Origin of the sequence: Pseudoalteromonas sp. S4741 (assembly GCF_005886135.1) — a bacterium.
GTDB lineage: Bacteria > Pseudomonadota > Gammaproteobacteria > Enterobacterales > Alteromonadaceae > Pseudoalteromonas > Pseudoalteromonas tetraodonis.
In genome coordinates this window covers 1-24,671 of record NZ_PNCN01000061.1, presented here as the reverse complement: position 1 = coordinate 24,671, position 24,671 = coordinate 1, and the positions used below count along the sequence as shown (strand labels likewise).

The window sequence follows — 24,671 nt, the reverse complement described above, 5'->3', positions numbered from 1 at the left end:
GACAGTAGATGAATTTAGATTTGGTCCCGGTGAAACTTATGATGTACTTGTCGAGCCAAAAAATGATGCATATACGATTTTTGCACAAAGCATGGATCGCTCAGGTTATGCTAAAGGTACTTTATCAATGGCACCTAATATTGATGCACCAGTACCTGCTCTAGATCCCGTTGAATGGTTAACGATGACAGATATGATGGGGAATATGGCCCAAGGTGGTGAGCATTCCGCGATGGCAGGTATGGCAGACATGTCGGGCATGAATTCTAATAAAATGGATCATAGTGCAATGGGTCATGGAGCGATGGCAATGGATCATAGTAAACATGGAATGACTAAAAACCCATTAGCTGTTGCTAGCACTAAAGTGCGTCATGCAAAAACAGAGTATGGAGCTTCTGTTGATATGCGTGTTGATATGCCTAGAACAAACCTTGATGATCCCGGTATAGGTTTACGTAAAAATGGACGCCGTGTTTTAACACTTGCAGATTTACATTCTCTTGAGGGAATTACAAACCAGCAAGAGCCAGAGGCTGAAATTGAATTACATTTAACTGGAAACATGGAGCGTTATAGCTGGTCATTTGATGGCTTGGAATTTGGAAAAAGCACGCCAGTTCACATGAAGCATAATCAACGTTTAAGAGTTATTTTACAAAACGATACAATGATGACACATCCCATGCACCTGCATGGTATGTGGAGCGATTTGGAGAATGAAAAAGGTGATGTACAGGTTCGTCGCCATACTATCCCTGTACAACCAGCGCAAAGAATTAGTTTTTTAACAACACCTCATGACGTAGGTCGCTGGGCATGGCATTGCCATTTATTATTCCACATGGATGCAGGTATGTTTAGAGAGGTAGTTGTATCATGAAAAAATTAATACTAACCAATACGTTAAGACTATTATTAATAGGTTTGCCCCTTATAAGTGTATCTGTATCTGCAAAAGATGAGATGACTGAGATGGGTGATTCTAAAATGCAAGCACAAGGTGGAGATGCACCTAAAGATGCTAGAGACCCCCATGCTTATGCAGCAGGTACAACTTTGACTGAAGGTCCTTATGCACTCAGTAGCGACAAACGACTGACTTTGGCAGATGAGCATTCATTTTACGCGCTACTAGGGGATCGTCTTGAATATAATGAGCAAACAAACGCAGGTGTTTTTGACTTTCAGGCATGGTATGGCACTACTTTTGATAGATTAGTCATCAAAACTGAAGGAGATTTTAGCGAAGGTAATTTAGAGGAGAACCAAACAGATTTTCTATGGGGCCACGCAATATCTGCTTATTGGGATACACAAGTCGGTATTCGACTTGATTACAATAACGAAGGTGAAAACCGCAAATGGCTAGCTTTTGGTTTACAAGGTCTAGCCCCCTACTGGTTTGAAATTGATATGACTGCGTATTTAGGAGAGCAAGGTAATAGTGCATTTTCGATCGAAGCTGAGTATGAGCTATTACTTACTCAAAAGTTAATTGTTCAACCACGAGCAGAGTTGACGCTTTACGGTAAGGATGACGTCCAAAATAACCTTGGTAGTGGCTTGTCTAGCAGTGCTATTGGTTTTCGGGTTCGTTATGAGTTTACCCGCCAGTTTGCTCCCTATGTTGGCGTTGAGTGGACAAATAAATTTGGTAATACAGCCGACTTTGCGAAGTTAAATGGGCAAAGTACTCGTGATACTGCTTTTGTTGCAGGTATCAAGTTCTGGCTCTGATATGAAGAAATACTATATTGACTTGATGAGAGCTACCGCAACTATATTGATGGTAGCTTTCGTTTTTTGGGATTTAAACCATTTTAGTTATGTTAGGAAAGGCCTAGCTAATAGTTTTTTTGGAAAGAACTAAGAGCAGTAATAGTAAGCTACTTCTTGTTTTCAATCGGTGCCAGTCTGGTGTATACCTATCAAGGTGGAATATCAGCTAAGAAGTAAAGTTGGCGAATGGTTAAGGTTAAAGAGTCAAGGCAAAAAACATCGCCATTGAAAGACGTACAATAGGCCATTTTATCACTTTTGATGAACGGGAATTGGATGTGCCCGAGATAGAACCGATTGTTGCAAAGTACTGCGCTTAAAGCTGAACAATTGGAAAAATGATCCATTACTCAATACCTAGTTATGAGCGTAGGGTTTTTATTTCTTTTAATGGTGCTCATGCTTGGCTTCAATCTCATGAGTATAAATTAGACACCCCTTTTATACTTGTGAAGTTAAAGCTGTTTAAAAAAGTAAAAAGTAAAAAGTAAAAAGTAAAAAGTTTAGGTTTTAGTTCAAAGGTTGATCAAGATCATAAAATTATTTTTATAAAGTGGCTAATATTGTAGGTGATAAATAAGGAATTAAAATGTTTGGACTTTTCAAGTGGTTTAAAATAGTGGTAATTACTCTGTTGCTTACGCAGCATGGCTTTGCTATTGCTAAACCAATGAATTGTGAAGAACATCAAAATGGATCTTCCGACACGCATATTATACAACCAAGCAAAAATATGCATCATCAATCAATGAATGACAATAGTCACTATCACACTGAAAATTCGCAAGATTCTAAAAACCGTCATGGTGATGAAGACTGTGAAAAATGTAAAGCTGGTGATTGTGTTTGTTGTGAAGGCGGTTTTTGTACAAGCTTTCATTTAAATGCCTATCTTGTGGAAGCGCAAGACGAAGGTATTTGCAATATTCATTCTGAGCTAATTCTACAGCGTATACCCCTACCAAAATCTGGTATCCATCTCTTACTTTATCGTCCACCAATTATTGGCTAATCACGGGATCAGTGCGCCTTTTTTTCGCCAGTCCCATCAAAAATAAAACGATTTACTGATTGGTTTAAATTACCAACCGTTTTGAACAATTAGCACAATATTTTTTGGAGGCATGATGAACATGCTCAAACTATTGCTATTTACAGTACTTAATGCTGTCGATTTTGACCGAGATTTCTCTTTTACCAAAAAAATTAGTTTTTAGCTTATTCACTAGAATTAGTACTTGACCTGTGTCTTAGACACAGGTCTAAGCTGAAGATGAGAGTACAAACTTAGCTAAAAAACTGAGGAGTGAATATGAAAGTTGCGGAGCTGGCAAAAAGCCTTGGAACGACTGCTGATACGGTGCGCTATTACACCAGATTAGGATTGTTAAAACCTGCTAAGTCAGTGAACGGCTACAAGTCATACTCGAATAAAGAAGTATCGAGACTTAAATTCATTTTAAGTGCCAGAAACCTTGGTTTTTCCGTTGCAGATATCAAGGAAATTATTAATGAATCTGAAGATGGTAAAAGTGCGTGCCCATTAGTCAGAAGCCTGATCAAAGAGCGGCTTGAAGAAACAGAAAAGCAGTTTCAAGCAATGTTGGCACTTCGAGGAAAAATGTCTTCTGCGCTTTCTCGATGGGAAGAAATGGAAGACAAAGCACCGACTGCAAACATGGTTTGTCATCTCATCGAAAACTTTGAGCAAATTAAAAAAGCATAGGAGGAAAAAGGGTGGCTACTAACACAAATATAAAAACTGAATCAGGCTGTTGCTGTCAGGCAAAAGCTCAATCCTCTTCGTGTAAAAGTAAGGAGAATACGTTGGAGAAAGTATCACATAACCAACAGCTTATCATTGAAGGTGCTGGGTGTGCTAGCTGTGTAGGCAAAATTGAAGGGGCGTTGAAGGCAACTCTTGGAGTCGTCAGTGCGGAAATGAATTTTGCTGATAGGACTGTAACAGTTTCTGGGACAGCTAAGACAGAAGAATTGATCAAAGCTGTTGAGTCTGTGGGGTATAACGCGAAGTCAATTGATGATAGCTCGGCAGCAGATGCGCTTGACGAGAAAGAAGCGGCTGATTGGGCATATTATAAAAAACTAATGCGCGATACGTTTATTGCCCTTTCACTCGGTGTTCCTTTGATGATCTACAGCATTGTGGTTGGAGAAATGACGGTTGAAACAAACCTTGAACGCATGTCTTGGCTGGTTGTAGGCATTTTAACTTTTGGTGTTATGTATTTTTCAGGTAAGCATTTCTATGTAGGAGCATGGAAAAGCTTTAAAAACCACTCCGCTAATATGGACACTCTAATAGCTTTAGGAACAGGTACAGCTTGGGTGTATTCGATGGTTGTCGTGTTTGCACCTGACGCCGTTCCATTAATGGCACGGCATGTTTATTTTGAAGCTACCGCCATGATCATTGGCTTAATTGATTTAGGTCTGGCATTAGAAATAAAAGCCAGAGGTAAAACCTCTGAGGCCATTAAGCGTCTTATCGGCTTGCAGGCCAAAACGGCAACCGTAGTTCGTGATAGCAAAGAAGTTCAGATTGGTATTGAGCAGGTTTTACTTAACGATATTGTAAAGGTAAAACCGGGCGAAAAAATTCCCGTCGATGGTGTGGTATTGGAAGGGCACACCTCTATTGATGAGTCCATGCTGACAGGCGAGCCTATGCCTGTTGAAAAAGCCGAAGAAGATGAGGTTGTCGCTGGTACTTTGAACAAATCAGGCATGATTATGTTTAAAGCCACACGTGTTGGAAAAGACACGGCGCTTGCACAGATCATCAATATGGTGAAACGAGCACAAAATTCTAAACCGCCGATTGGCCGCTTGGCTGATGTTATTTCAGCTTTTTTCGTTCCTGTTGTCATGATCATCTCTGTGTTAAGTGCGCTAGCATGGCTTAACTTTGGACCTGAGCCAGCAATTGCTTTTGCCATCGTATCAGCAACTACTGTACTCATTATTGCCTGCCCATGTGCTTTGGGCTTGGCAACGCCCATGTCTGTCATGGTCGGAGTAGGAAAGGCCGCAGAAGCAGGCGTGCTAATTCGCAACGGTGAAGCACTGCAAACCGCCTCTAAAATCACTGCCATGATTTTAGATAAAACGGGCACTATTACTGAAGGGGCACCTAAGGTAACCGATATTGTTTTAGCAAAAGCTACGGACGAAAAAGACGTACTACAGCTTGCTGCAAGTTTAGAGAGCGGCTCAGAGCACCCTTTAGCGCAAGCGATTGTTGAAAGTGCGTTAGATCAGGATATTGAGTTACTAAAAATTGAAGCCTTTAACGCCATTACGGGTTTTGGTGTAGAAGCAAGCTGCAACAACAAAGCCCTGCTTTTCGGAAACGATAAACTAATGAAGTTAAAAGGCATAGACCTCACAGGCTTTGTTGAACAAGCACAGTCTTTAGCCAAAGAAGCCAAAACACCTATGTACTTTGCTGTAGATGGTGAACTTGCAGCAATCATTGCTGTTGCAGATCCTATCAAGTCAGACTCAATCTCTGCTATCAAACGGCTTCAGGCTAATGGTATACGCGTCATCATGTTAACGGGTGATAACAAGGAAACCGCTGCTGCTGTTGCCAAAAAAGCGGGTATTAGTGAGTTTCTTGCTGAAGTGCTGCCAGAAGATAAAGCCAACAAGGTGAAAGAGCTACAAGAAGGCGGCGAAATTGTTGGTATGACAGGAGATGGCATCAACGATGCTCCTGCGCTAGCGTTAGCCGATGTTGGCTTCGCCATAGGCACAGGGACTGATGTAGCTATCGAAAGTGCTGACATTACCCTAATGCGTGGTTCACTTCATGGCCTAGCTGATGCCATAGCGGTAAGCAAAGCTACTTTACGAAATATAAAACAAAACTTGTTTGGCGCGTTTGTCTATAACGTAGCCGGGATTCCTTTTGCTGCGGGGGTTCTATATCCCTTCTTTGGCATTCTGCTTAGCCCTGTAATTGCAGGTGCTGCAATGGCGTTTTCGTCATTGACTGTAGTGTCAAATGCAAATCGACTTCGCTTGTTTAAAGCAAAAGAGCATTAAGGAGAAACACGATGATGTTAATTAACTTATTAGGCTTAGTGTTAATCGCACTGATTGTTTGGTGGTTTTGGCTATACAAACCCAATAAAACAATTGTTCAAGGTAATGAAGTACTCATTGAAGTGAGGGATGGCGTGTATTCACCATCCTCAATCCAAGTGTCTGCTAGTCAACCTGTCACTCTGAAGTTTATGCGCAAAGATCAATCACCCTGCGCTGAAACAATGCTTATTCCATCATTGGAGGTAAGCGAGCAGCTTAAATTAAATGAAATTACTCAAATTACCTTATTGAACTTATCACCGGGAGAGCATGAGTTTCATTGTCAGATGCAAATGTATCGCGGTGTCTTAAAGGTTGTTTAGGAGGATGAAAAAAGTGACCGCCATTTTCGATGAAATGGTGTTAACACGAGTAGAAGAGGCACTACTTTCACATGGCTATAAAGGCTTTACCATTCATAAAGCAACGGGCAGAGGTGCATATGCTGATACTTACAACAGAAATCACTTATCAGCACATATAGTTATGACAATTTATGTTGCTTTTGATGATGCAGAACATGTTGCTAAAGTTTTGCTTGATGCAGCGTATACCAACGTTGAAGGAGAAGGACTAGTTAGTATCTCCCCTGTGGATAATCTCTTCTGGATAAATTCTAAGTCTGAAGCTTCAGCGGAAAATTTAAGGTCAATAGGAGGCCAATATGAAAAATGAGCACCCTAAATTTTGGTCAACACCCACGGGTTGGGCTGCATTGGTGCTTATTGCCGCAGCCACCTATTTTTTAATCTTTGAACATGGACAGCATGTACTGCAATTTCTTCCTTATTTGATTTTATTGCTATGCCCGTTGATGCACGTATTTATGCATGGCAGTCATGGCAAACATGGCCACGATCATTCACATGCGCCTGATGAGAAAAAGGAAGAGAGCTTTCAAGAACTCACGGATAAAAATGCTGCCTATCGTGACGGCTACATACAAGGTTTAGAAGAAGGACGTAAGGAATCACATAAAAAGGAGAACAGTGATGAATGAGACATATGATTATGGCTTATGGTCAATGGTGATACTGAACTCAGCAATTTTTATCTTTTTTGCCTTTAGTTTTGTCAAACCAAAAACATCTACTGATTGGCGAAGCCTTGGAGCGTTCTCCGCCTTTATTGTTGCCCTATTTACTGAAATGTATGGCTTTCCTTTAACTATCTATTTTCTGTCGGGGTGGCTGACGGAGACCTATCCAGAAGTAAATTTCTTTGCGCATGAGAATGGGCATTTATTACATACTTTCTTTGGATTTCAAGGTGATGCCCATTGGGACCCATTTCATATAGTGAGTATGGTGTTTATTGTTGCAGGTTTCTTTATGTTGTCTTCAGCATGGAATGTATTGCATCACGCGCAAAAGCATCATCAATTGGCTACAACTGGATGGTATGCAAGGTGTCGCCACCCACAGTATGTAGCTTTCATTCTAATCATGTTCGGCTTTTTATTGCAGTGGCCGACAATCCCAACACTTGCGATGTTTCCGATCTTAGTCGTTGTTTACGTCAAGCTAGCGAAACGCGAAGAAGCACAAGCGATTGCTGAGTTTGGTTCGGAGTACCACAGGTATATGGAATCGACACCAAGTTGGATCCCAAATTTTAATAAAAGTGTAGAAGGTAAAAATCATGAAAACGTTAACTAAATCAATTTTATTTATTAGTTCACTACTGATAACTACTAGCTCATTTGCCCAAAACAATGAGCATAAACATGAAGGTGCGAACAAAGCTGATATGCATCAAGGCATGGCAATACCACATGAGAACATGGGAGAAATGCACAAAAAGATGATGGAAATGAAAAAGGAAGTCCATGCCATTAAAACTGAAAAAGATCCTGAAAAGCAACAGCAGATGATGGTTGAACATCACCGTTCAATGATGAAGATGATGCAATCCATGCACAAAAACATGGAAGAAATGCCAATGCATCAACAAATCAAGATGGCTGAACATCATTTAGAAATGATGGGGAACATGATGCCGCAGATGAACCGCAAAATGGAAGAAATGAAAGATAGCAATCAACAGCATTCACACAAACATTAGGAGAAAAATTATGAGCGATTTAAATCATAGAGTTGGCGTTAGAGAGCAAAATTTAGTTGTTCGAAATCTAAAGCTTAGCAATGTCACAGAAGAAAGCTGTGACGAGTTAGTAAAAGAAATAGATCAGCTTTTTGGTATAGATGAAGTTAGTTACAACATCAAAGAAGGTGAAATACACCTTGCCTATGATGCCGCAAACGTAAGCCTTGATGGGATTGAGGAGGTAATCCGTAAGTATGGCGCAGATGTTCATAATGATTGGTGGACACATACTAAAGAAAGTTACTATAAATTTGTTGATCAGAACATCAAAGATAACTCTGTTCATAAGCCTTGGAGTTGTCATCAAGCACCTTCGGGGGCTGGCCGGAAAAACAAATGAATTCATAAAAAAGTGTATAGATAATTAGTTAGTCAAATGAGGTAACAGTGATGAAAACACCCTATATAAAAGCTCTTTTATTGCTTACATTCGGTTTATATTTAGTGGGTTGTTCCAATACCACTTTTTATCATAAATACATGGTGAGAGGTCAGGTAGTAGAAAGTTCTGATAATCGAACTCTAATCTGTATTGGTGCTAAGCATGGCGCAGAGGTTGGGCAAAAATACAGTGTTATTAGATTCCATGAAAGAATAGTATTGAGTGAAGGTGAAGATCCCTACACTATCGAAAAGGTAGGAACGGTACAAATTACTAAAATTGTGAATGATCATTTCGCAACTGTAAAGCTAGTGTCTGGTGACATTGCAGCGAAAGATATGGTGGAACTTGAAAACTAATAAAGTGGTGGCGAAAGCCACCACAAGAGCATAACAATAAAACTTAATGAAAAAACTTTAGTGTTATTTTGTACAACCTTTGAGATTGTTTGCTCAGTTCTGGTTATCTTGATGCCAGTACGACAGAAAAAATGTTACATATGAATTAGAAAGGTGTGGGCTGGCATCCTAGGTCTAATCTTAACAGTTAAGGGGCCGCCGAATAGAGCTATACCTTTACATCAGCAGCATAATCAATGCTCCCGCGATCATAAATAAGTTTTCAGATAGCGATACAAATCCAAGTGGCACACTGCTATCGCCGCCTACACAGGCACACTTTAACTGGCGTTTGTCGATGTAAACGGCTTTGAAAACTGAAATTGCTCCAACTGTGCCGATAAACAATGAAAATGGTGCCACTGCGAGAGGCTGTAGTTGGGCAACCATACCAATACCTGCATATGCTTCAATGAAGGGATAAATATAACCATATCTTATCCATCTCATCGCTAGTAAATCATAAGTAATAAACGAATTTGTGAAACTGTATAGGTCTTTCAGTTTTTGCACCGCTAAGAGCGTCATTGAAAAAGCTATAAATAGCATCAGTGTTCTGATGGAGATAAATGAGCCGGAAGCAAAATGTTGAGATGCGACAGCAAGAAGTGCAGCTATCGAGAAAATGGCTACAACGGGCGTGTAGGTTGTGCCAGTTTGACCTGCTTCATCTTTACCAAAATACTCTCTTAAGTCATCGTATCCTCCGACACGCTTTCCTTCAATAAAGGTTTGTGGCGTAGTTTTGACATCATGCTTAGCTTTGAAGTCATCAGCTTGTTGTCTTGACGTGAGCTTATGATCTTCTACATCATACCCTTGCCTCTCCAGCAAATCTTTCGACCTTAAACCATAGGGGCAGATATGTTCGTCAGTGACCATTCTGTACAGGGTAGCTGTCTTAGTCATCTTAGTCTCCTTTGTTCAGTGTGCCTTCAAACTTTGGGAGCGGTCGTTGCTCAGCCTGAGCTTGTGAGCTGACCTTTCCATTTTCAGAAATATCTTTAATCAGCCATTCCATTTCTTTTATTTCTTTTCGTTGGGCTTTAATAATACCATTTGCCAATTCACGCACGCGTACATCCTCCAAAGTTGAATGCTCACTAGTAAGAATAGCAATGGAGTGATGAGGAATCATCGCTTTCATGTAAGCAGTGTCAGAAATTGTGCTTTGAGAGCGAACAAGATAAAGACATATGGCAAACAGTATTGTCGCCAATAGAAAAATAGCCATGTTGAGCTTCTTGTTACTGTACATGCCAAGCATAAAGGCCAGCATGATCATTGCCATACCTGCTCCCATATACAACGCCATATAGATACGCGTTTCACTAAACCATATATGTGATACTGCGTATGTGTTGAGATACATCATGACAAACATAGCAATGGTTGAGGTGATGATCATTGCAGCAAATCTTGAGTATTTCATAAGTAATCCTTACATTGATAGTGTAAATATTTCCCACTGTTAGCCTATTATTCTCTACATGTGGTCATGTTCTCGAAAAAGTGCAAGTAATGAGCCAGTATCAATAAGAGTATTTGTAATACGATTGACTCAATTTCAGCTTATATCTAAAGTTTAAGTTTTGAACTTATGATAGACACAGGCTAAATTGGCTTTAGTTAACAATCTAATGGGAGAACTCAAAGCACTACAAGCTGAGCTTCAACAAATGGCAAGCTCGTGTACAAGTGAAGCGTGTGAAATAATTAAGTCACTTTATAGTTAGAATTGTCATTCATTTTCTATCCGTAGTGTACGAATTTCTATTTTTTATTACGTTCATGTACGAAATTTATTTAATATACTTTCGTTCATTTAATTGTTAAGGTGTGCGAAAGTTACAGGTTTCGTATATATGAAAGTTGGTTTTGCAAGAGTTTCAACTAAAGAACAAGATTTAAATGTTCAACTGTCCAAGTTGGACGCTCAGGGCTGTGAAAAAATATTCCAAGGCAAACAGTCTGGTGCTTCGATTCGAAATGAAGAAAAGCTTTAGGAACTCATCGACTTTATCAGGGAAGGTGATGAAGTTATTGTTACTCGCCTCGACCGTTTGGGACGGTCGTTAAAATCTATTCTTGAGGCAATTGAAAGCATCCATAAGAAAGGTGCTTGTTTGAATATTATCGACGGCTCTCTCAATACCAAAAATGATAATCCGTTTGCCACTGCCATGATCAACCTATGTGGAGTATTTGTGACTGTGCATAATGATTGAGATTGATCTCATTTTAGACTGAAAGGTTTTAAAGGGATGCCGCCAATCTCTCTTTTTATGAAAGTATGATTTTTTAATCATAATATCTGAGACTCAATCAGTTATATTACGATAATTTGATGCTATTTGCTAACGGCAGCTCCTCCGACATTGCGGACATTAGCATCAATGAATACCTTATGATTTCACTTAGCCAAAAGCGGAAGTTAGCTTTTGAGTTATTAACGAAAATTCAGAGTGTAAAGCAGACGTTGAAGAGTCAATAATAAACTTCAATTTAAACACTCTAGTGCATTAACGGCTGCAACTAATTTTGTCGTTCTAGAATTGGCGGAATTTTGCTGTTCCATATGAGAAGTAAACACACCAGTCACCATTCAATAGTTTGGCAAAACCTTGTGTGACTCATACTTGTGATACCGCTGACATGAATTTGTCAGCATTTCTTCCGTTTTTATCTGTCCACATTTAGGACATGCAATAGTCGATTAATGTTCTATATTCTGCCCGTATGCCTCTAACAGAGTTAACTATCTAGTGACTTAATGATCCCGCATGCTTCAATAGTATTGTTCGAACCACAAGCACTAGCCATCTGTTGTAATTCAGCTTTAAGCGCCCTTAATTCTTTCATGCGTTTATTCACTAGTGCAAGTTGCTGATCAATTAATGCATTAACGCTAGAGCAGCTTTCTTCTGGCTTATTTTTTAATTCGATAAGACGTTTAATATCATTGAGTGATATATCTAGGCTGCGACAATGTTTTACGAACTCCAATTGTTTAAGTGCTTTACTATCATACAGCCTGAAATTACCTTCTGAACGGTTTGGATTTAACAGTAATCCTTCTCTTTCATAATATCTAATCGTTTGTATTGAACAGCCCGATTTTTTAGACAATTCGCCTATTTTCATCAATTTCCCCCAGACATTTGATTCTATAGTTACTATAGAGTCTGTAGTATAAGTATGCAACGAAAAGGATATATAAAAAATGACCGAGAAATATTTAAACAATACGAATATCGTTAATTTTGAACACAAAGATATCCAATCCCTGATCGATCAGCGAGGATGGCAAAGCTTAGACGATTTCAACAAAATTGGAGCAGCATACCAATTTGTGAAAGATGAAATAATGTTTGGCTATAACAAGAGTGATGATATAGCAGCAAGCGATGTACTAGCAGATGGTTATGGGCAATGTAATACTAAGGGTAATCTGTTAATGGCGCTATTGCGTGGACTAGGTATCCAGTGTCGTTTCCATGGTTTTACCATTGATCAGCAATTACAAAAAGGGGCTATACCTAGCTATGTATTTTGGTTAGCACCTAAATACATCATTCATAGTTGGGTAGAAGTTTATTTCGATGGACGCTGGATAAACTTAGAGGGCTTTATATTGGATGAGCAATACTTAAGCTCACTACAGCAGAAATTTAGCCAAGCAAAAGATGACTTTTGTGTCTATGGTGTTGCAACAAAGTGTTTCTCTTCACCAAACACAAATTGGTGCGGCCAAGATACCTATATTCAAAAAGAAGGTATTCATGACGACTTTGGGCTTTATGATTCCCCTGATGAGTTTTATCTTGAAAAGGGTACTAATTTGTCGGGAGTAAAACGTTGGATGTATCAAGGTGTGATTCGCCATTTGATTAATATGAATGTATCAAAAATTAGAAATACAAAAGCACTGGAGGTACAAAATGCACAACCATAGTCACAGTCATCAGCATTCTAAAGATGATCGTATTGGTTGGGCATTTTTTCTGAATGTGACATTTACTATTATCGAATTTATAGGTGGTTGGCTCACTAACAGTACTGCGATAATGGCAGATGCAGTTCACGATCTTGGTGATAGTCTTTCAATAGGTTTTGCGTGGATTTTAAGTCGTTTTTCAGATAAAGAAGCATCAGATAAGTTTAGTTATGGTTATCGTAGACTTACTCTCTTTGGCGCATTGATAAACAGTATTGTTTTAATCATTGGCTCAATTTGGATTTTATTTGAAGCAATTCCAAGGCTGTCCAATCCTGAAATGCCTGTAGTCGAGGGGATGTTAGGGCTAGCGATACTCGGCGTTGCCGTTAACGGATATGCGGTATTAAAATTAAAAGCGGGTGAAACATTAAATGAGAAAGTGCTGACATGGCACCTTCTTGAAGATGTACTTGGATGGGTTGCCGTTCTTATAGTCTCTATCGTACTGTTGTTCGCTGAACTGCCGATATTAGATCCCCTTTTATCAATAGGGTTCACGCTGTTCATCTTGTTTAATGTTTTCAAAAACCTGAAATCAACACTCGTTTTATTTCTTCAAGCTGCACCCGATAAAGAGACTCAAAAGCGTATTAAACTATCACTAATGGAATTTCCTGAAGTTAATGGTATCCACCACATGCACTTTTGGTCACTAGATGGTGAAAGTCACGTTTTAACAGCGCACCTTGAGCTGAGTGACAACTTTGACGTTAAAGAATTAATTAGGCTTAAACAAGAAGTTGCAGCTAAATTATCTTCCTATCATTTATCGCATACAACGATAGAGTTTGAGTTTTTAAATGAAAATTGTCGGGATGAAGCGCAGTAAGCTTTATCAATAAAATGTTGGGCATACAATATAAAAAGCAGCTTAATTAGGCATAACCTATTAATTAAGCTGCTTTTTGGGCTTTAAATTTCGTCAGATTACTGTTTGTTACTCTCAGAGCCATGCGCCCATTGATATAAAACAGGTAATACAAACAAAGTTAAAATGGTAGAAGATACAATACCGCCGATAACGACTGTTGCTAGTGGTCGTTGTACTTCTGCACCAATTCCAGTGTTTAGCGCCATTGGAATAAAACCTAAACTAGCAACCAGTGCCGTCATTAAAATAGGTCTTAAACGAATGATGGCACCTTCAATGATCGCTACGTAAAGGTCGCCTTTTTCATGCCAAAGATCTCGAATAAAAGCCAACATAACCAAGCCATTTAATACGGCGACACCTGACAATGCTATGAAGCCGACACCTGCCGAAATTGATAAGGGCATGTCTCTTAAATAAAGTGAAAATACGCCCCCAGTTAATGCTAAAGGCACGCCACTGAAAATGATTAATGCATCTTTTAATGAACCAAATGCGATAACCAAAATACCTAAGATTACAACTAATGTGATCGGCACAACTAAGCTTAATCTTTTACTCGCTGACTCTAGTTGTTCAAACGTTCCACCATAATCAAGCCAGTATCCTGCTGGGATTTCTCCTTCCTGATTAATTTTAGCTTTCACTTCTTTTACAAAGCCGCCTAAATCTCTGCCACGAACATTGACGGTAACCACAACTCTTCTTTTTCCGTTCTCACGGCTAATTTGAGCAGGTAAAGACTCTGATTTAAGCTCTGCAACTTCTTCAAGTGGCACATAGTTACCACCCTCAAGTGGAAGCGGCAGGTGCTTCAAGCCATTGATATCTGTTCTTGTTTGCTCCGGTAGACGAACAACTAACTCAAATCGTCTGTCTCCTTCATAAATGATCCCCGCAGATTCTCCACCAATTGCAGTAGCAACCCAGTCTTGCAGTTCTGAAACGCTCAAACCGTATCGACCAAGCGCTTCTCGTTTAGGAATTACTGATAAAGATGGAACACCTGTGACCTGTTCCATTCGGGCATCAGCAGCACCGTCCACGGTTTTCACAATATTTAGAATATCTTTTGCGGTAAGTAATAATCGATCTAAGTCATCACCAAATATTTTGATGCCGACATCAGCTCTAACGCCAGAAATCAATTCATTGAAACGCATTTGAATAGGCTGAGTGAATTCATAGTTGTTGCCCGGAATGTTTTTCAGTACTTCTTCCATTTCTTCAACTAATTCACTCTTTGGCTTTGAAGGTTCGGCCCATTCTTTACGTGGTTTTAAAATAACAAAGATATCAGCAATACTCGGTGGCATTGGATCAGTTGCTACTTCTGATGTGCCGATGCGCGAGAATACTTTATCAACTTCAGGAAACGCTTTAATACGTTGCTCAAGTACTTCTTGCATTTCTACTGATTGCTCTAGGCCGGTAGAAGGTATTCTTAGCGCTTGGACTGTTATATCCCCTTCATTTAGCTGTGGAACAAATTCACTACCCAGCGTTGTTGCTAACCAAAGGCTATACCCCATTAACAGCGTTGAGAATGAAACAATAACCCAACGAAATTTCAACGCCATTTTTAACAATGGTTCATAAATAGACTTGGTTGAACGAATAACTACACTTTCTTTTTCGCTGATTTTACCTTTCATAAACACAGCTACAGCAGCAGGAACCAGTGTAACTGAAAGGATCATTGCGGAAATTAACGCCATAACGACAGTTGCCGCCATAGGGTGGAACATTTTCCCTTCAACGCCAGTTAGCGTGAAAATGGGGATGTAAACAACAGTGATAATTGCCACACCAAACAAGCTTGGACGTATCACTTCTGAAGTGGCTTCAAAAACGGTATTTAGGCGTTCTCTTAAGTCTTGCCTATGACCGTTGTGTTGGGCCTGTGCTAACCTACGGACAGAGTTTTCAACGATGATTACAGCCCCGTCCACTATCAAGCCAAAGTCCAATGCGCCGAGACTCATTAAATTGGCAGATACTCCTGCTTGCGCCATACCTGTGATTGTCATTAACATGGAAATAGGGATAACAGCAGCGGTAATGAGAGCTGCACGTAAATTTCCAAGTAGAATAAATAACACAACAATAACTAAAAGCGCACCTTCAACGAGGTTTTTGGTAACGGTTGCAATCGCTTTATCTACTAACGTTGTTCTGTCGTAAACAGGCTCTGCGGTAATGCCCTTTGGCAGAGATTTTTGTATTTCGCTGAGCTTATGTTCCACTTCTAAAGCAACGGTGCGAGAATTCTCACCAATCAGCATCATGGTTGTACCAAGCACTGTCTCAATGCCATTACGAGTAGCAGCCCCTGTTCTAAGTTCTTTGCCTATAGCAACATTGGCAACATCACTTATTTTTACAGGAATACCATCGTTCTTTTTGATGATGACATTGAGGATCTCATCTATTGTCGCTAGTTGCCCAATGGAGCGTACTAAAACTTGCTGTCCGTTTTGTTCGATATAACCTGCGCCACGGTTGTCATTGTTTTTACGTAATGCATCAGATATTTCTTCAAAGGTTACCTGATGAAAAAGTAATTTTTCGGGTTTAGGCGTTATGTGATATTGCTTGTTGTAGCCGCCGATACTGTTGACCTCAATGACGCCTTTAACTTGAGCCAATTGCGGTTTAATGATCCAGTCTTGTATTTCTCTTAAGGCAATAGCGGTATAAGGCTCTCCATTAGGCATTTTAGCGTCAGGAGAAGCTTGTACGGTATACATAAATATTTCGCCAAGCCCTGTCGAAATAGGACCCATTTCTGGCTCTAAGCCAGAGGGAATAACGCCTTTTATCGCAGCTAATCTTGCATTGATTAAGTTGCGAGCAAAATAAATATCGGTTCCCTCTTCAAAGATAACGGTTACTTGAGATAATCCATATCTTGACAGGGAGCGGGTGTGAGACAGCTTTGGCAATCCGGCTAAGGCGGTTTCTACAGGAAAGGTCACCCTTTGTTCCGCTTCCAAAGGTGAATAACCGGGGGCAGAAGTGTTTATTTGTACCTGCACGTTTGTTATATCTGGAACAGCATCAATGGGAAGTTTTTGATAACTCCACATGCCAACGCCGATGATTACCATCAGCAGACTTAATACTAAATAGCGTCTATTTATTGCAAGACGCAAAATTGATTCAATCATATTGCGTCTCCTAATCGTCGTCTTCTACTTCAGATTTCAAAATATCCGCTTTTATCAGATAACTGTTTTTGTTTACATATTCAGCGTCTTTACTGAGGCCATCAATGACCTCGATATAGTTTTTGTCTGAACGTCCGAGCACAAGTGGCGCAAACTCGTACTCTTCATCTTCTTTTACAAAGACACCAAATTGTCCTCCCAGTTCTTGTATCGCAACTTTCTCGACGGCTAAATCCACCTCAAATCGGTTTATCTTTACGCTGCCCATTAATAATTGGCCTGAGGTTAGGTTTAGCTCAGTGTTATTTAAACGTACACGTGCTAAAACATAAGACTGATCTTTAGCTGGAATTATATTGGTGATGGTTGAGTTGAATGCCTGTTCACCATGCTCAATATCAACAGGTTGACCGACTTTGATTTGATTATATTGGCTGGTAAACACCTTAAATTCAGCCCACAAGGTGTCAAAATTGACGATTTCAAACAAGCTAGTGTTTTGCGTGATACCGCCAATATTTCCATTTCGCTGTAAAACAGTCCCAGAAACAGGGGATGTTATTTTATAGGTATTTAAGCTTTCGTTAGATTCAATAACGGCCAATAGATCTCCTTTTTTTACCTTATCACCAACAGTGGAGTTAATTGTCTTTATAACGCCGTTATATCTAGCGCCAACTTGAAATAATTGTTCAGCGCCTATCGTCGTAGCGCCGTATACAGGGATAGTTTGGTTCAACGTTTTTGAAGCTAAATAGGCTGTTTCAACACCAAGCCTTTTTGCCATGTTATTGTTTATTTTGCTAATGCCTTCTTCGCCTTCATGTTCATCTTCACTAGCGATAACACTTTGAATGGGTGATAGATACCCAATAAAAATCAATAGTGCGAGTAAATAGTTTTTCATTTTGAATTCCTAAACGATTCAGTTAATAACTGAATCAATAAATTGTTATTAAACTTAAAGTGATGTTTATTTAGAGTGACAGCGCTTCGTTTGTTAGTTTTTCTATCTCTGCGCCATAAATTAGGGCAGCAGATGCCGCATCAATGAGGGTTCGCCGAGCATTTAACAGCTCTTGTCTAGCCGATACATAATCAAGATATCCATATCGACCTTTTTGATAGGCGTCTTGAGTATCTTCCAGTGCATCTTCAAGCATTGGGATAACCGACTGCTTTAATGAATTAGCTGTTAATATGGCTTGTTTTCTATTGGAGTATGCTCGTAGTAAGTGATTTCTAAACCTCAACTTAGTCGCCTCTTTCTCTATGGCAACTTGGTCACGCTCTGCTAGCGCACTAGCGATTGCACCAGAATTTCGCTTTTCAGCAAACAAAGGTAAGCTAAAGCCAGCGACCAGTGCCGTATCATTGGCTTCTTGAGAGCGCCTAACACCAACAGACCATTTGATATTGGCCGTTGACTCTGTTTTAGCCAACTGTAATTCGGCCTCTTTTAGTCGCTGCTCACTTGCATAAACTTGAATAGCAGGGTTTTTCTCTAATTTCGCAAAGAGACTACTAAAATCACTATCATTGCCAAACTGAAACAGATCTCCAGTTACTCTAGAGAATGACACTGATGTTTCTCCCCAGTAAGCTGATAAAGAAAGCTTTAGATATTCCAAGCGCTTTTGTTCAGATTGAAGGGTGAGGTTAGCCTGAGCAATAACTGCTTTTGAACGTTTCACTTCAGCCTCAGGAGTAGCACCTGCGCGGTTACGCTGAGATACAATCTCTAACGTTTCTTGTGCTAAGCTCAATGCATTATCTGCCAATATCACTCTTTGTTGGGCTGCAAGTACTTCCACGTACTTCTCAGTGACTTGAGCCATTAAATTAAGCGCAGAGACTTCTTTCTCAGCATTGAGTAGTGCTCTTGATTTTGAAACAAGTCCAATCCGCGCTGAGCGTTTATCTCCCATTTCGATAACCGAAGATAGAGCGACTGTTAATTCAGCACTGTCGAATGCATTAAATTCACCTGAGCCTGCAAAGTTATCAGCTTCAACTTCTAGTTCATAAGCGGGATTTAAACTTGCTGTTTGTTCTTGTCCTGTTAATGCGGTTTGTTTGAAATCAAATATTTTGAGTTCAGGATTTTGTTTAAGCGTCCACTGAATTGCCTCTTGAAGGTTTAACGGCTTTTCAAACGCATAAACATTAAATGTAAAAAGTGACAAAGCGAGAAACGCGATATATTTAAGCCGAGGTGTTACACACCTCAAAATTGCTATCTTGCGATGCACACAGGTATTAAGTGCCATGTATACTTTCCTATAAATTTATATGTGATATTTAGGTCATTAACATTTGACCTTTCTTAATTTTCTATAAAATTTAGGCGTATTTAGGTGGGCGGAATGGCACCGAGATATAGCCTTTTAGCTCAGGAGAAACTAAGGCGTAGGTAAGGAAGTGATCTGTTGCTTGGAAAATGTTACAGGAAGAATCAGCATTTAAAAATAAGTGACAACAGCAACAAAAATTACAATTATCAATTGAAGAGTTGCTATTATTCACCTCAAGCATATTGGAGTCTTCTGGAGCTTTTAGCGGGGTAATAGACTTAGTTAGTGATGAACTAAAAGAACTTTCACTTAAGTTTACTTCAAGCTCTTCTAGCGAAAAAAACACAGATTGCACCGCGATTAAAATCATTATCACGTATGATATATATGGTTTAAAATATGACGGACGCATTAGGTTCATTGTTATCTAGTTCGCTTCAATCAGTCTGATAGTTCCCAAAGTCGTTGGGACTATGTTTAAATCTGAAACATGAGTAAACCCTGATTCAACCTCTAAAGAAGGAAGGACTCCATCTACATTATCTTTTGTAGTTTCAAAACCATCTAATAACTGAACGACAAAGAACAATATCCGTTGAAATATTGAAGTCGGCTTTCCCCAGTCAGCAATTAATAAAATGCCACCCGGTTTAAGTACCCGACGAATTTCAGTTAATGTCGCACGCTTAGTTGAACGGCTTAAGTGATGAAAAAACAAACTTGAAACTACGATATCAAAGGAATTATCACTAAAAGGCATTTCTTGTCCAAAGCCCTGTCTAAAAGAAATATTAAGATCCTTGCCTATAACTTTTTTCTGTGAAATATCTAAAGCGGTTTGGTCTGCATCTAAGCCTATTACGGTATATTTAGGTGATTTTTCAGCTATTAATTTTGTTAGCGTTCCGGTTCCACATCCAACATCAAGTAGGTTGTTTCCTTTGACGTTGGCAACTTTATCTACAATCAGTTTTTTAAAAAATGCTTCTCTCGTGGTGATAGCAACGAGGCTGTCATAAAAATTAGTTAACCAATGAAATCGTAATGGCGGAATGTAGGCATTGTTTTTCATAACTTCATTTCCCTTTAGCCGTTTGAAGCAGACTTAAACTAGCTATAAAGATGCTATTAATGGTTTTAAAATTTAAATAAATAGCCATGATGAATTTGTTTAATACTTTAGCTGTAAGATACGGCGAGCACCGTTTAAAACTACAACAGCAATTATCAAACCAATCACTAAATCTGGATAACGACTGCTTGTTGCTGTAACTAATAAGCCAGCTAAAATTACACCAACGTTTGCGATAACGTCATTTGCGGAAAAAATCCAACTCGCTTTCATATGAGCGCCGTCTTCTTTGTTGCCAAATATCAAAAACAGACAAGCAACGTTAGCGATTAGTGCTATTCCACCAAATATCATCATTAAAGAAGAGATCGGTTCACTACCGTAAACAAAGCGTCTTACGACTTCGCTCAAAGCACCTAGCGCTAGAATAACTTGAAGCACACCAGATATATGTGCTGCTCTAAGTTTCATGCTAATACTTTTACCTACGGCATAAATAGCTAAACCATACACAGCAGCATCAGCAAACATATCTAATGAGTCTGCAATTAGGCCAGCAGACTGTGCAATAATCCCAGCAATTACTTCTATAAAAAACATGACTCCATTAATGGCTAACAACCATTTTAGGGTTGATGCTTCTTTCATCTCATTTTTTTGGGCTAAGTCTTTTGCTTTTGCAGCTTCGGTGCTGCAACTTTCTTTAGTTGATGCCAACTCTGCACCGAGATTGAGTTGTTGTAATTTTTTTGTTATCTCATCTAAATTTTCATCATGAAAAACCTTGACTAAACGGCTAGGAATATCAAATTGCAACCCAACTGAAGGCTCAATTGAGTCAAGTGCTAACCTAATCAATCTCTCTTCTGAAGGACAGTCCATTTGAGGTACTTTAAATGTACTGACAAACGCGCCACTATAGTTATCTAATTGTGTATCAATTTTTACATCTTCATTGGTAGAAGATGATTGACACTGACCACTACATTTTTCTGACATATTTAACATTCCGTAATAATATTAAAATAAGTATAAAATCTATAGTGGCTATAGAGTCAAATAAAAATTATTCAATATGAAAAGTTTGGGAAGTAACTCAAATAGCTATTCCAAGAAAATAATTGTTGGGGGGTAGTGACAGCAAACACTGCTAACATTATTTGGACTGCCCGTTTTATACCGATGTTTATCAAAGATAAAAAATAGAAGAGCTATCTAGATAGAATAAATTAACCGATGATCCTAATTCCACATTAAAGTCGCGTTGGTGTGTTACTAATTGTACAGAGGATCTAAAACAAGATTTAAATTTAAAAGTAAGAGCAACGACTATATTGTTGGAACACTTGTCATGAGATACGCTAAGCCTAATGTCCGGTTTCGTATCAAAGTGAATTTTAGCTGAAGTAATTTTGTACCATCGTTTACGACTGCTTCAGGCTCAAATCTGACGAAGATTTCCTAGTACTCACCCAATCTGGCTTGATGAGAAATAATCTCAAACATTATGCGTAGCCACATATTCGCTCAACTTGAGCGGGATCTTATAAAAGCCAGAACCACAGAAGGTCGTGAAGAGGCTAAAGCTAAAGGCAAACACATGGGCAGATTGCCTGCTTTATCAGACAAACAAGCGAAAGAATTATATAAAGATAAATTAAATGGTGAATCGATCTCTGCATTAGCGAAGAAATATTCTGTTAGCCGCCCCACGGTTCACCGAACTATTGAAAGAATGGAACAAAAGAAATAATAAATAAAAGGAGACGTTATGTGGTCTGATAAAGAATCAAAAATTGATTTCTTAAATTTTAATGAAACGGCTGAGTCAATAAAAGATCTTATAACAGAAAAGGAGTTAATGCCTATTAGTATAGGCGTTTTTGGTGATTGGGGCGCTGGAAAATCGACGATTCTTGAACTTACTAAGGCTTCTCTGGAAAGTGATGAACAAGAATATATCCAAGTACATTTCGATGCATGGACTTTCCAAGGGTATGATGACGCTAAAGCGGCGTTACTAGAAACAATTGCATCTACTTTAGTTAAAAAAGCAGCAGACGATAAAAATCTCAGTGCAAAAGCAAAAGAGTTTGCTGGACGAATAGATAAGATCAGACTGATGGGATTGCTAATGGATGGTGGTGCAGCATTAGCTGGTATACCAACTATGGGTGGTATACAGAAGATCATGGGACTATTCAGTGGTGGTGACGATGGTGAACTGGATGTTGATGATGTAAAAGGTGCTGTCGATGGCGCTAAGGATGTCGCGAAGAAAAACAAAGGTTTGATCAAAGATAATAAATCATTTTCACCTCCTAAAGAAATTAAAGAATTCCGAAAAGCATATTCTGATCTGTTAAAGGAGTTTGATAAGCCACTTATTGTCTATGTCGATAATTTAGATCGCTGCTCTCCATTTAATGCTATTTCGACCCTTGAGGCGATCAGGTTATTTCTATTTTTACCCAATACTGCATTTGTTATTGCCGCCGATGAGGACATGATCCGCTTGGCAGTGCCTGAGTATCACAAAGGTGCATCTCAACGACATCAAACTGATTATTTAGACAAGCTTATTCAAATTCCTGTGCATGTACCAAGACCCGGCGTTCTGGAGATAAGGGCATATTTAATGATGCTTACTGCTCAAGATCACGGCGTTACCGATGCGCAATTAGAAACGATAAGATGTGCCCTTGAAGAGTCATTAAGGCTGTCGTGGAAACAACCACAAATTACCGTTGACGAGCTACTTCAAGATCACGAGATTGAAAAGCATTCCGAACTCAGAAGTAAATTTGTGGTTGCTGAACAGTTAGCTCCACTATTAGCTGAATCCACAAACATTAACGGCAACCCTCGCATAGTTAAGCGATTACTCAATCAGGTTAAGATGAGAAAGAAAACCGCTCATCGCAGAGGAATGCAGCTTGATGAAAAAACTATCACTAAGCTGGTAATTTTTGAGAGGTGCTTAGGCACTCAGGCTACCAACAAGCTTTATGAATTAATTGATAAGGAAAACGGATATCCAAAAGTATTAGCGGATCTTGAAAATTCAGAAGTCGAATTTGACGAAATTAATTTACCTGAAGAGTGGAAACTCGACCTAGCTTTTATTGATAAATGGTCGAAATTACCTCCAATGTTTACTGAGATGGATTTGACTCCAGCGGCGTATCTGAGTCGAGAAAGCATTCCAATGGGCGCTGTTAATGCGGTAATGTCAGGAGCCGCTCAAAAACTTGTAGAAGACTTAATGAAGCAAAAGGTAAGGGTCAGTGGCGTTAACTCTACTGCGATTACCACAACTCCTAAGGAAGAATACATGTCAGTCATGGATGGTTTGATTGAAAACTTTAAGTTGATTGGTGATTGGACTGAAAGACCTACAGGCATCTATGGAGCAGTGCTACTTGCCAAGCAGGATGATAAATGTTGTTTAAGTCTTCTTACATTCTTAAAAAGCTTGCCCCGACAAAGGTGGCTTAATCCAATTTTAAAAGAACTAGAGGGAACTAAGTAATATGGGTACGTCCGCATCGTCAACAGGACCGAATAACAAGAGTCCGCTAATTCCATCGTGGGCAGAGCAAGGAGACCCCGTCACGATAGAACCTGCATCAGGTACTGATGGGGATGATCAAACAGGCTTTGACAGTGGTCAAGCAGATGATCAGAATGACAATAGTAACGATATTGACAATGACAAGGTTCAACAAGAAATCGGCGGTTCACCAACAGCAACACCGCCTCCAAATAGGTTTGCTAGTGCAAGAAGAGCATTTGGTAAGTACGCTCAAACAGGTGGATCAACTTCGGATCTAAGGCGTTCATTAAAAAGTTACTCTAGAAAAGGCTCTGGTGGAGGTAAGAGTACTAGCCGGAGACTAGCAAGCGGCATAACTGCTGGTTCTGGATTGCTTGGTTTCATGCGTGGCGACACAGTAACGGTTAATAATCAAAGCTTATCATTAGGTGATCTAACTGGGCTATCGACTGACCAAGCAATTGACAAAATTGCTAGCCATTTAGCGCCTCATAATGCCGATTCGGATGCTGTAAGAGTTGCGTTGGATTACGCACTAGAGGAAGCATTACCCGATACTGAAGAGTTTGATCCTAACAGCTTTACCGACGAAGTTATCCAAGAAGCCATAGGTTGTTATTTAACAGATCTTATATTTCAGGATGTGGTTGAAGGCATGGGCAGAGCTTGGTTTCATGTAGAGCCAGCAAGCAAGCATCATCAAATGGAAGTTGAATTAAGGGAATTAATAAAAGTGATCACACAAGAATAGTTAGACAAAGTAACTAATGGCAACCCCAGTACTATCAGTAAGGAAAATATTACTAAAATTCAAGCCGATGCTATTGCCATGACAGTTGATGAGTGGGAGAGCTTTGATGACTAATTTTTATTTTAATCATGACCCAGCTAACTTGCCTGATTTTTCTAGGGCGTGTTGATCTTTGT

The 24,671-nt window shown here is 39.4% G+C and carries 26 protein-coding genes and 1 pseudogene; 18 read left to right on the top strand and 9 right to left on the bottom strand.

Features of this window, described 5'->3' with window-relative positions; all coding sequences use genetic code 11:
* The 12 genes from CWC30_RS09975 to CWC30_RS09915 form a co-directional block, all read left to right on the top strand.
* Nucleotides 1-883 (top strand): multicopper oxidase domain-containing protein (locus CWC30_RS09975; RefSeq protein WP_171034707.1); only part of this gene is annotated, 883 nt, incomplete at its 5' end.
* Nucleotides 880-1,740 carry a copper resistance protein B gene (locus tag CWC30_RS09970; protein WP_004589262.1) on the top strand — a complete coding sequence of 287 codons (861 nt, stop codon included), beginning with the start codon at nt 880-882 and terminating at the stop codon, nt 1,738-1,740. The genes CWC30_RS09975 and CWC30_RS09970, both read left to right, overlap by 4 nt.
* A gap of 631 nt (nt 1,741-2,371) precedes the next feature.
* Nucleotides 2,372-2,794, top strand: coding sequence for a hypothetical protein (locus CWC30_RS09960; RefSeq protein WP_010558026.1), 423 nt, complete (start codon nt 2,372-2,374; stop codon nt 2,792-2,794).
* A gap of 300 nt (nt 2,795-3,094) precedes the next feature.
* Entirely contained in the window at nt 3,095-3,508 is a 414-nt protein-coding gene (locus CWC30_RS09955) for a MerR family transcriptional regulator (RefSeq protein ID WP_008467855.1), read from the top strand.
* 101 nt (nt 3,509-3,609) lie between these two features.
* On the top strand, nt 3,610-5,853 hold the full coding sequence (locus tag CWC30_RS09950; protein WP_138627006.1) for a heavy metal translocating P-type ATPase: 2,244 nt from the start codon (nt 3,610-3,612) through the stop codon (nt 5,851-5,853).
* An 11-nt stretch (nt 5,854-5,864) separates the two neighbouring features.
* Nucleotides 5,865-6,218 carry a cupredoxin domain-containing protein gene (locus CWC30_RS09945; protein WP_138627005.1) on the top strand — a complete coding sequence of 118 codons (354 nt, stop codon included), beginning with the start codon at nt 5,865-5,867 and terminating at the stop codon, nt 6,216-6,218.
* A 4-nt stretch (nt 6,219-6,222) separates the two neighbouring features.
* Nucleotides 6,223-6,570 carry a P-II family nitrogen regulator gene (locus CWC30_RS09940; RefSeq protein WP_138627004.1) on the top strand — a complete coding sequence of 116 codons (348 nt, stop codon included), beginning with the start codon at nt 6,223-6,225 and terminating at the stop codon, nt 6,568-6,570.
* Nucleotides 6,560-6,895 (top strand): DUF2933 domain-containing protein, encoded by a 336-nt coding sequence (locus CWC30_RS09935; RefSeq protein ID WP_063529849.1) that lies wholly within the window; start codon nt 6,560-6,562, stop codon nt 6,893-6,895. Before CWC30_RS09940 ends, CWC30_RS09935 begins: the two co-directional genes overlap by 11 nt.
* Nucleotides 6,888-7,553, top strand: coding sequence for a methyltransferase family protein (locus tag CWC30_RS09930; protein ID WP_063529850.1), 666 nt, complete (start codon nt 6,888-6,890; stop codon nt 7,551-7,553). The genes CWC30_RS09935 and CWC30_RS09930 overlap by 8 nt, the downstream gene beginning before the upstream one ends.
* Nucleotides 7,537-7,959 (top strand): hypothetical protein, encoded by a 423-nt coding sequence (locus CWC30_RS09925; RefSeq protein ID WP_008467863.1) that lies wholly within the window; start codon nt 7,537-7,539, stop codon nt 7,957-7,959. The genes CWC30_RS09930 and CWC30_RS09925 overlap by 17 nt, the downstream gene beginning before the upstream one ends.
* A gap of 10 nt (nt 7,960-7,969) precedes the next feature.
* A complete protein-coding gene (locus tag CWC30_RS09920; protein WP_008109666.1) occupies nt 7,970-8,341 on the top strand; it encodes a heavy-metal-associated domain-containing protein in 372 nt (123 codons plus the stop codon).
* A 50-nt stretch (nt 8,342-8,391) separates the two neighbouring features.
* On the top strand, nt 8,392-8,742 hold the full coding sequence (locus CWC30_RS09915; RefSeq protein WP_024602002.1) for a hypothetical protein: 351 nt from the start codon (nt 8,392-8,394) through the stop codon (nt 8,740-8,742).
* A gap of 216 nt (nt 8,743-8,958) precedes the next feature.
* On the opposite strand, the gene CWC30_RS09910 is transcribed toward CWC30_RS09915, so the two are convergent.
* Both CWC30_RS09910 and CWC30_RS09905 read right to left on the bottom strand, forming a co-directional pair.
* The gene (locus CWC30_RS09910) at nt 8,959-9,690 is read right to left on the bottom strand and encodes a MauE/DoxX family redox-associated membrane protein (protein WP_008109669.1); all 732 of its coding nucleotides are present in this window, start codon (nt 9,688-9,690) and stop codon (nt 8,959-8,961) included.
* Nucleotide 9,691: 1 nt separating this feature from the next.
* Nucleotides 9,692-10,213 carry a DUF305 domain-containing protein gene (locus tag CWC30_RS09905; RefSeq protein WP_008109672.1) on the bottom strand — a complete coding sequence of 174 codons (522 nt, stop codon included), beginning with the start codon at nt 10,211-10,213 and terminating at the stop codon, nt 9,692-9,694.
* 433 nt (nt 10,214-10,646) lie between these two features.
* Here CWC30_RS09905 and CWC30_RS18770 point away from each other — a divergent pair.
* A pseudogene (locus CWC30_RS18770) lies at nt 10,647-11,009 on the top strand (recombinase family protein).
* Nucleotides 11,010-11,535: 526 nt separating this feature from the next.
* Here the strand turns inward: CWC30_RS18770 and cadR are convergent.
* Nucleotides 11,536-11,925, bottom strand: a complete 390-nt coding sequence (gene cadR, locus CWC30_RS09895; protein ID WP_008109677.1) for a Cd(II)/Pb(II)-responsive transcriptional regulator — start codon at nt 11,923-11,925, stop codon at nt 11,536-11,538.
* A 79-nt stretch (nt 11,926-12,004) separates the two neighbouring features.
* Between cadR and CWC30_RS09890 the strand changes: the two genes are divergently transcribed.
* Together CWC30_RS09890 and CWC30_RS09885 are read left to right on the top strand one after the other, a co-directional pair.
* Nucleotides 12,005-12,736, top strand: coding sequence for a transglutaminase-like domain-containing protein (locus CWC30_RS09890; protein WP_008464145.1), 732 nt, complete (start codon nt 12,005-12,007; stop codon nt 12,734-12,736).
* On the top strand, nt 12,723-13,610 hold the full coding sequence (locus CWC30_RS09885) for a cation diffusion facilitator family transporter (RefSeq protein ID WP_008464143.1): 888 nt from the start codon (nt 12,723-12,725) through the stop codon (nt 13,608-13,610). The genes CWC30_RS09890 and CWC30_RS09885 overlap by 14 nt, the downstream gene beginning before the upstream one ends.
* Nucleotides 13,611-13,708: 98 nt before the next feature.
* On the opposite strand, the gene CWC30_RS09880 is transcribed toward CWC30_RS09885, so the two are convergent.
* The 6 genes from CWC30_RS09880 to CWC30_RS09855 all read right to left on the bottom strand — a co-directional run bounded on the left by CWC30_RS09880 (nt 13,709) and on the right by CWC30_RS09855 (nt 21,187).
* The gene (locus CWC30_RS09880; RefSeq protein ID WP_138627003.1) at nt 13,709-16,822 is read right to left on the bottom strand and encodes an efflux RND transporter permease subunit; all 3,114 of its coding nucleotides are present in this window, start codon (nt 16,820-16,822) and stop codon (nt 13,709-13,711) included.
* A gap of 10 nt (nt 16,823-16,832) precedes the next feature.
* The gene (locus tag CWC30_RS09875; protein WP_008109684.1) at nt 16,833-17,729 is read right to left on the bottom strand and encodes an efflux RND transporter periplasmic adaptor subunit; all 897 of its coding nucleotides are present in this window, start codon (nt 17,727-17,729) and stop codon (nt 16,833-16,835) included.
* 70 nt (nt 17,730-17,799) lie between these two features.
* Nucleotides 17,800-19,092, bottom strand: coding sequence for a TolC family protein (locus tag CWC30_RS09870; protein ID WP_138627002.1), 1,293 nt, complete (start codon nt 19,090-19,092; stop codon nt 17,800-17,802).
* A gap of 73 nt (nt 19,093-19,165) precedes the next feature.
* Nucleotides 19,166-19,462, bottom strand: a complete 297-nt coding sequence (locus CWC30_RS09865) for a hypothetical protein (protein WP_249929848.1) — start codon at nt 19,460-19,462, stop codon at nt 19,166-19,168.
* 81 nt (nt 19,463-19,543) lie between these two features.
* On the bottom strand, nt 19,544-20,188 hold the full coding sequence (locus CWC30_RS09860; protein ID WP_008109690.1) for a class I SAM-dependent methyltransferase: 645 nt from the start codon (nt 20,186-20,188) through the stop codon (nt 19,544-19,546).
* Between the two features lie 99 nt (nt 20,189-20,287).
* Nucleotides 20,288-21,187, bottom strand: a complete 900-nt coding sequence (locus CWC30_RS09855) for a cation efflux transmembrane domain-containing protein (RefSeq protein ID WP_138627000.1) — start codon at nt 21,185-21,187, stop codon at nt 20,288-20,290.
* Nucleotides 21,188-21,695: 508 nt separating this feature from the next.
* Here CWC30_RS09855 and CWC30_RS18765 point away from each other — a divergent pair.
* Genes CWC30_RS18765 through CWC30_RS09840 form a run of 3 tightly spaced genes read left to right on the top strand, consistent with a single transcriptional unit; the run spans nt 21,696 to nt 24,495 of the window.
* Nucleotides 21,696-21,941, top strand: coding sequence for a helix-turn-helix domain-containing protein (locus tag CWC30_RS18765; RefSeq protein WP_033103103.1), 246 nt, complete (start codon nt 21,696-21,698; stop codon nt 21,939-21,941).
* Between the two features lie 18 nt (nt 21,942-21,959).
* Complete coding sequence (locus CWC30_RS09845; protein WP_138626999.1) at nt 21,960-23,720, top strand: KAP family P-loop NTPase fold protein; 1,761 nt, start codon at nt 21,960-21,962, stop codon at nt 23,718-23,720.
* 1 nt (nt 23,721) lies between these two features.
* Nucleotides 23,722-24,495: a Qat anti-phage system associated protein QatB gene (locus CWC30_RS09840; protein ID WP_249929847.1), complete on the top strand. Its 774-nt coding sequence runs from the start codon at nt 23,722-23,724 to the stop codon at nt 24,493-24,495.
* Nucleotides 24,496-24,671 lie beyond the last annotated feature (176 nt).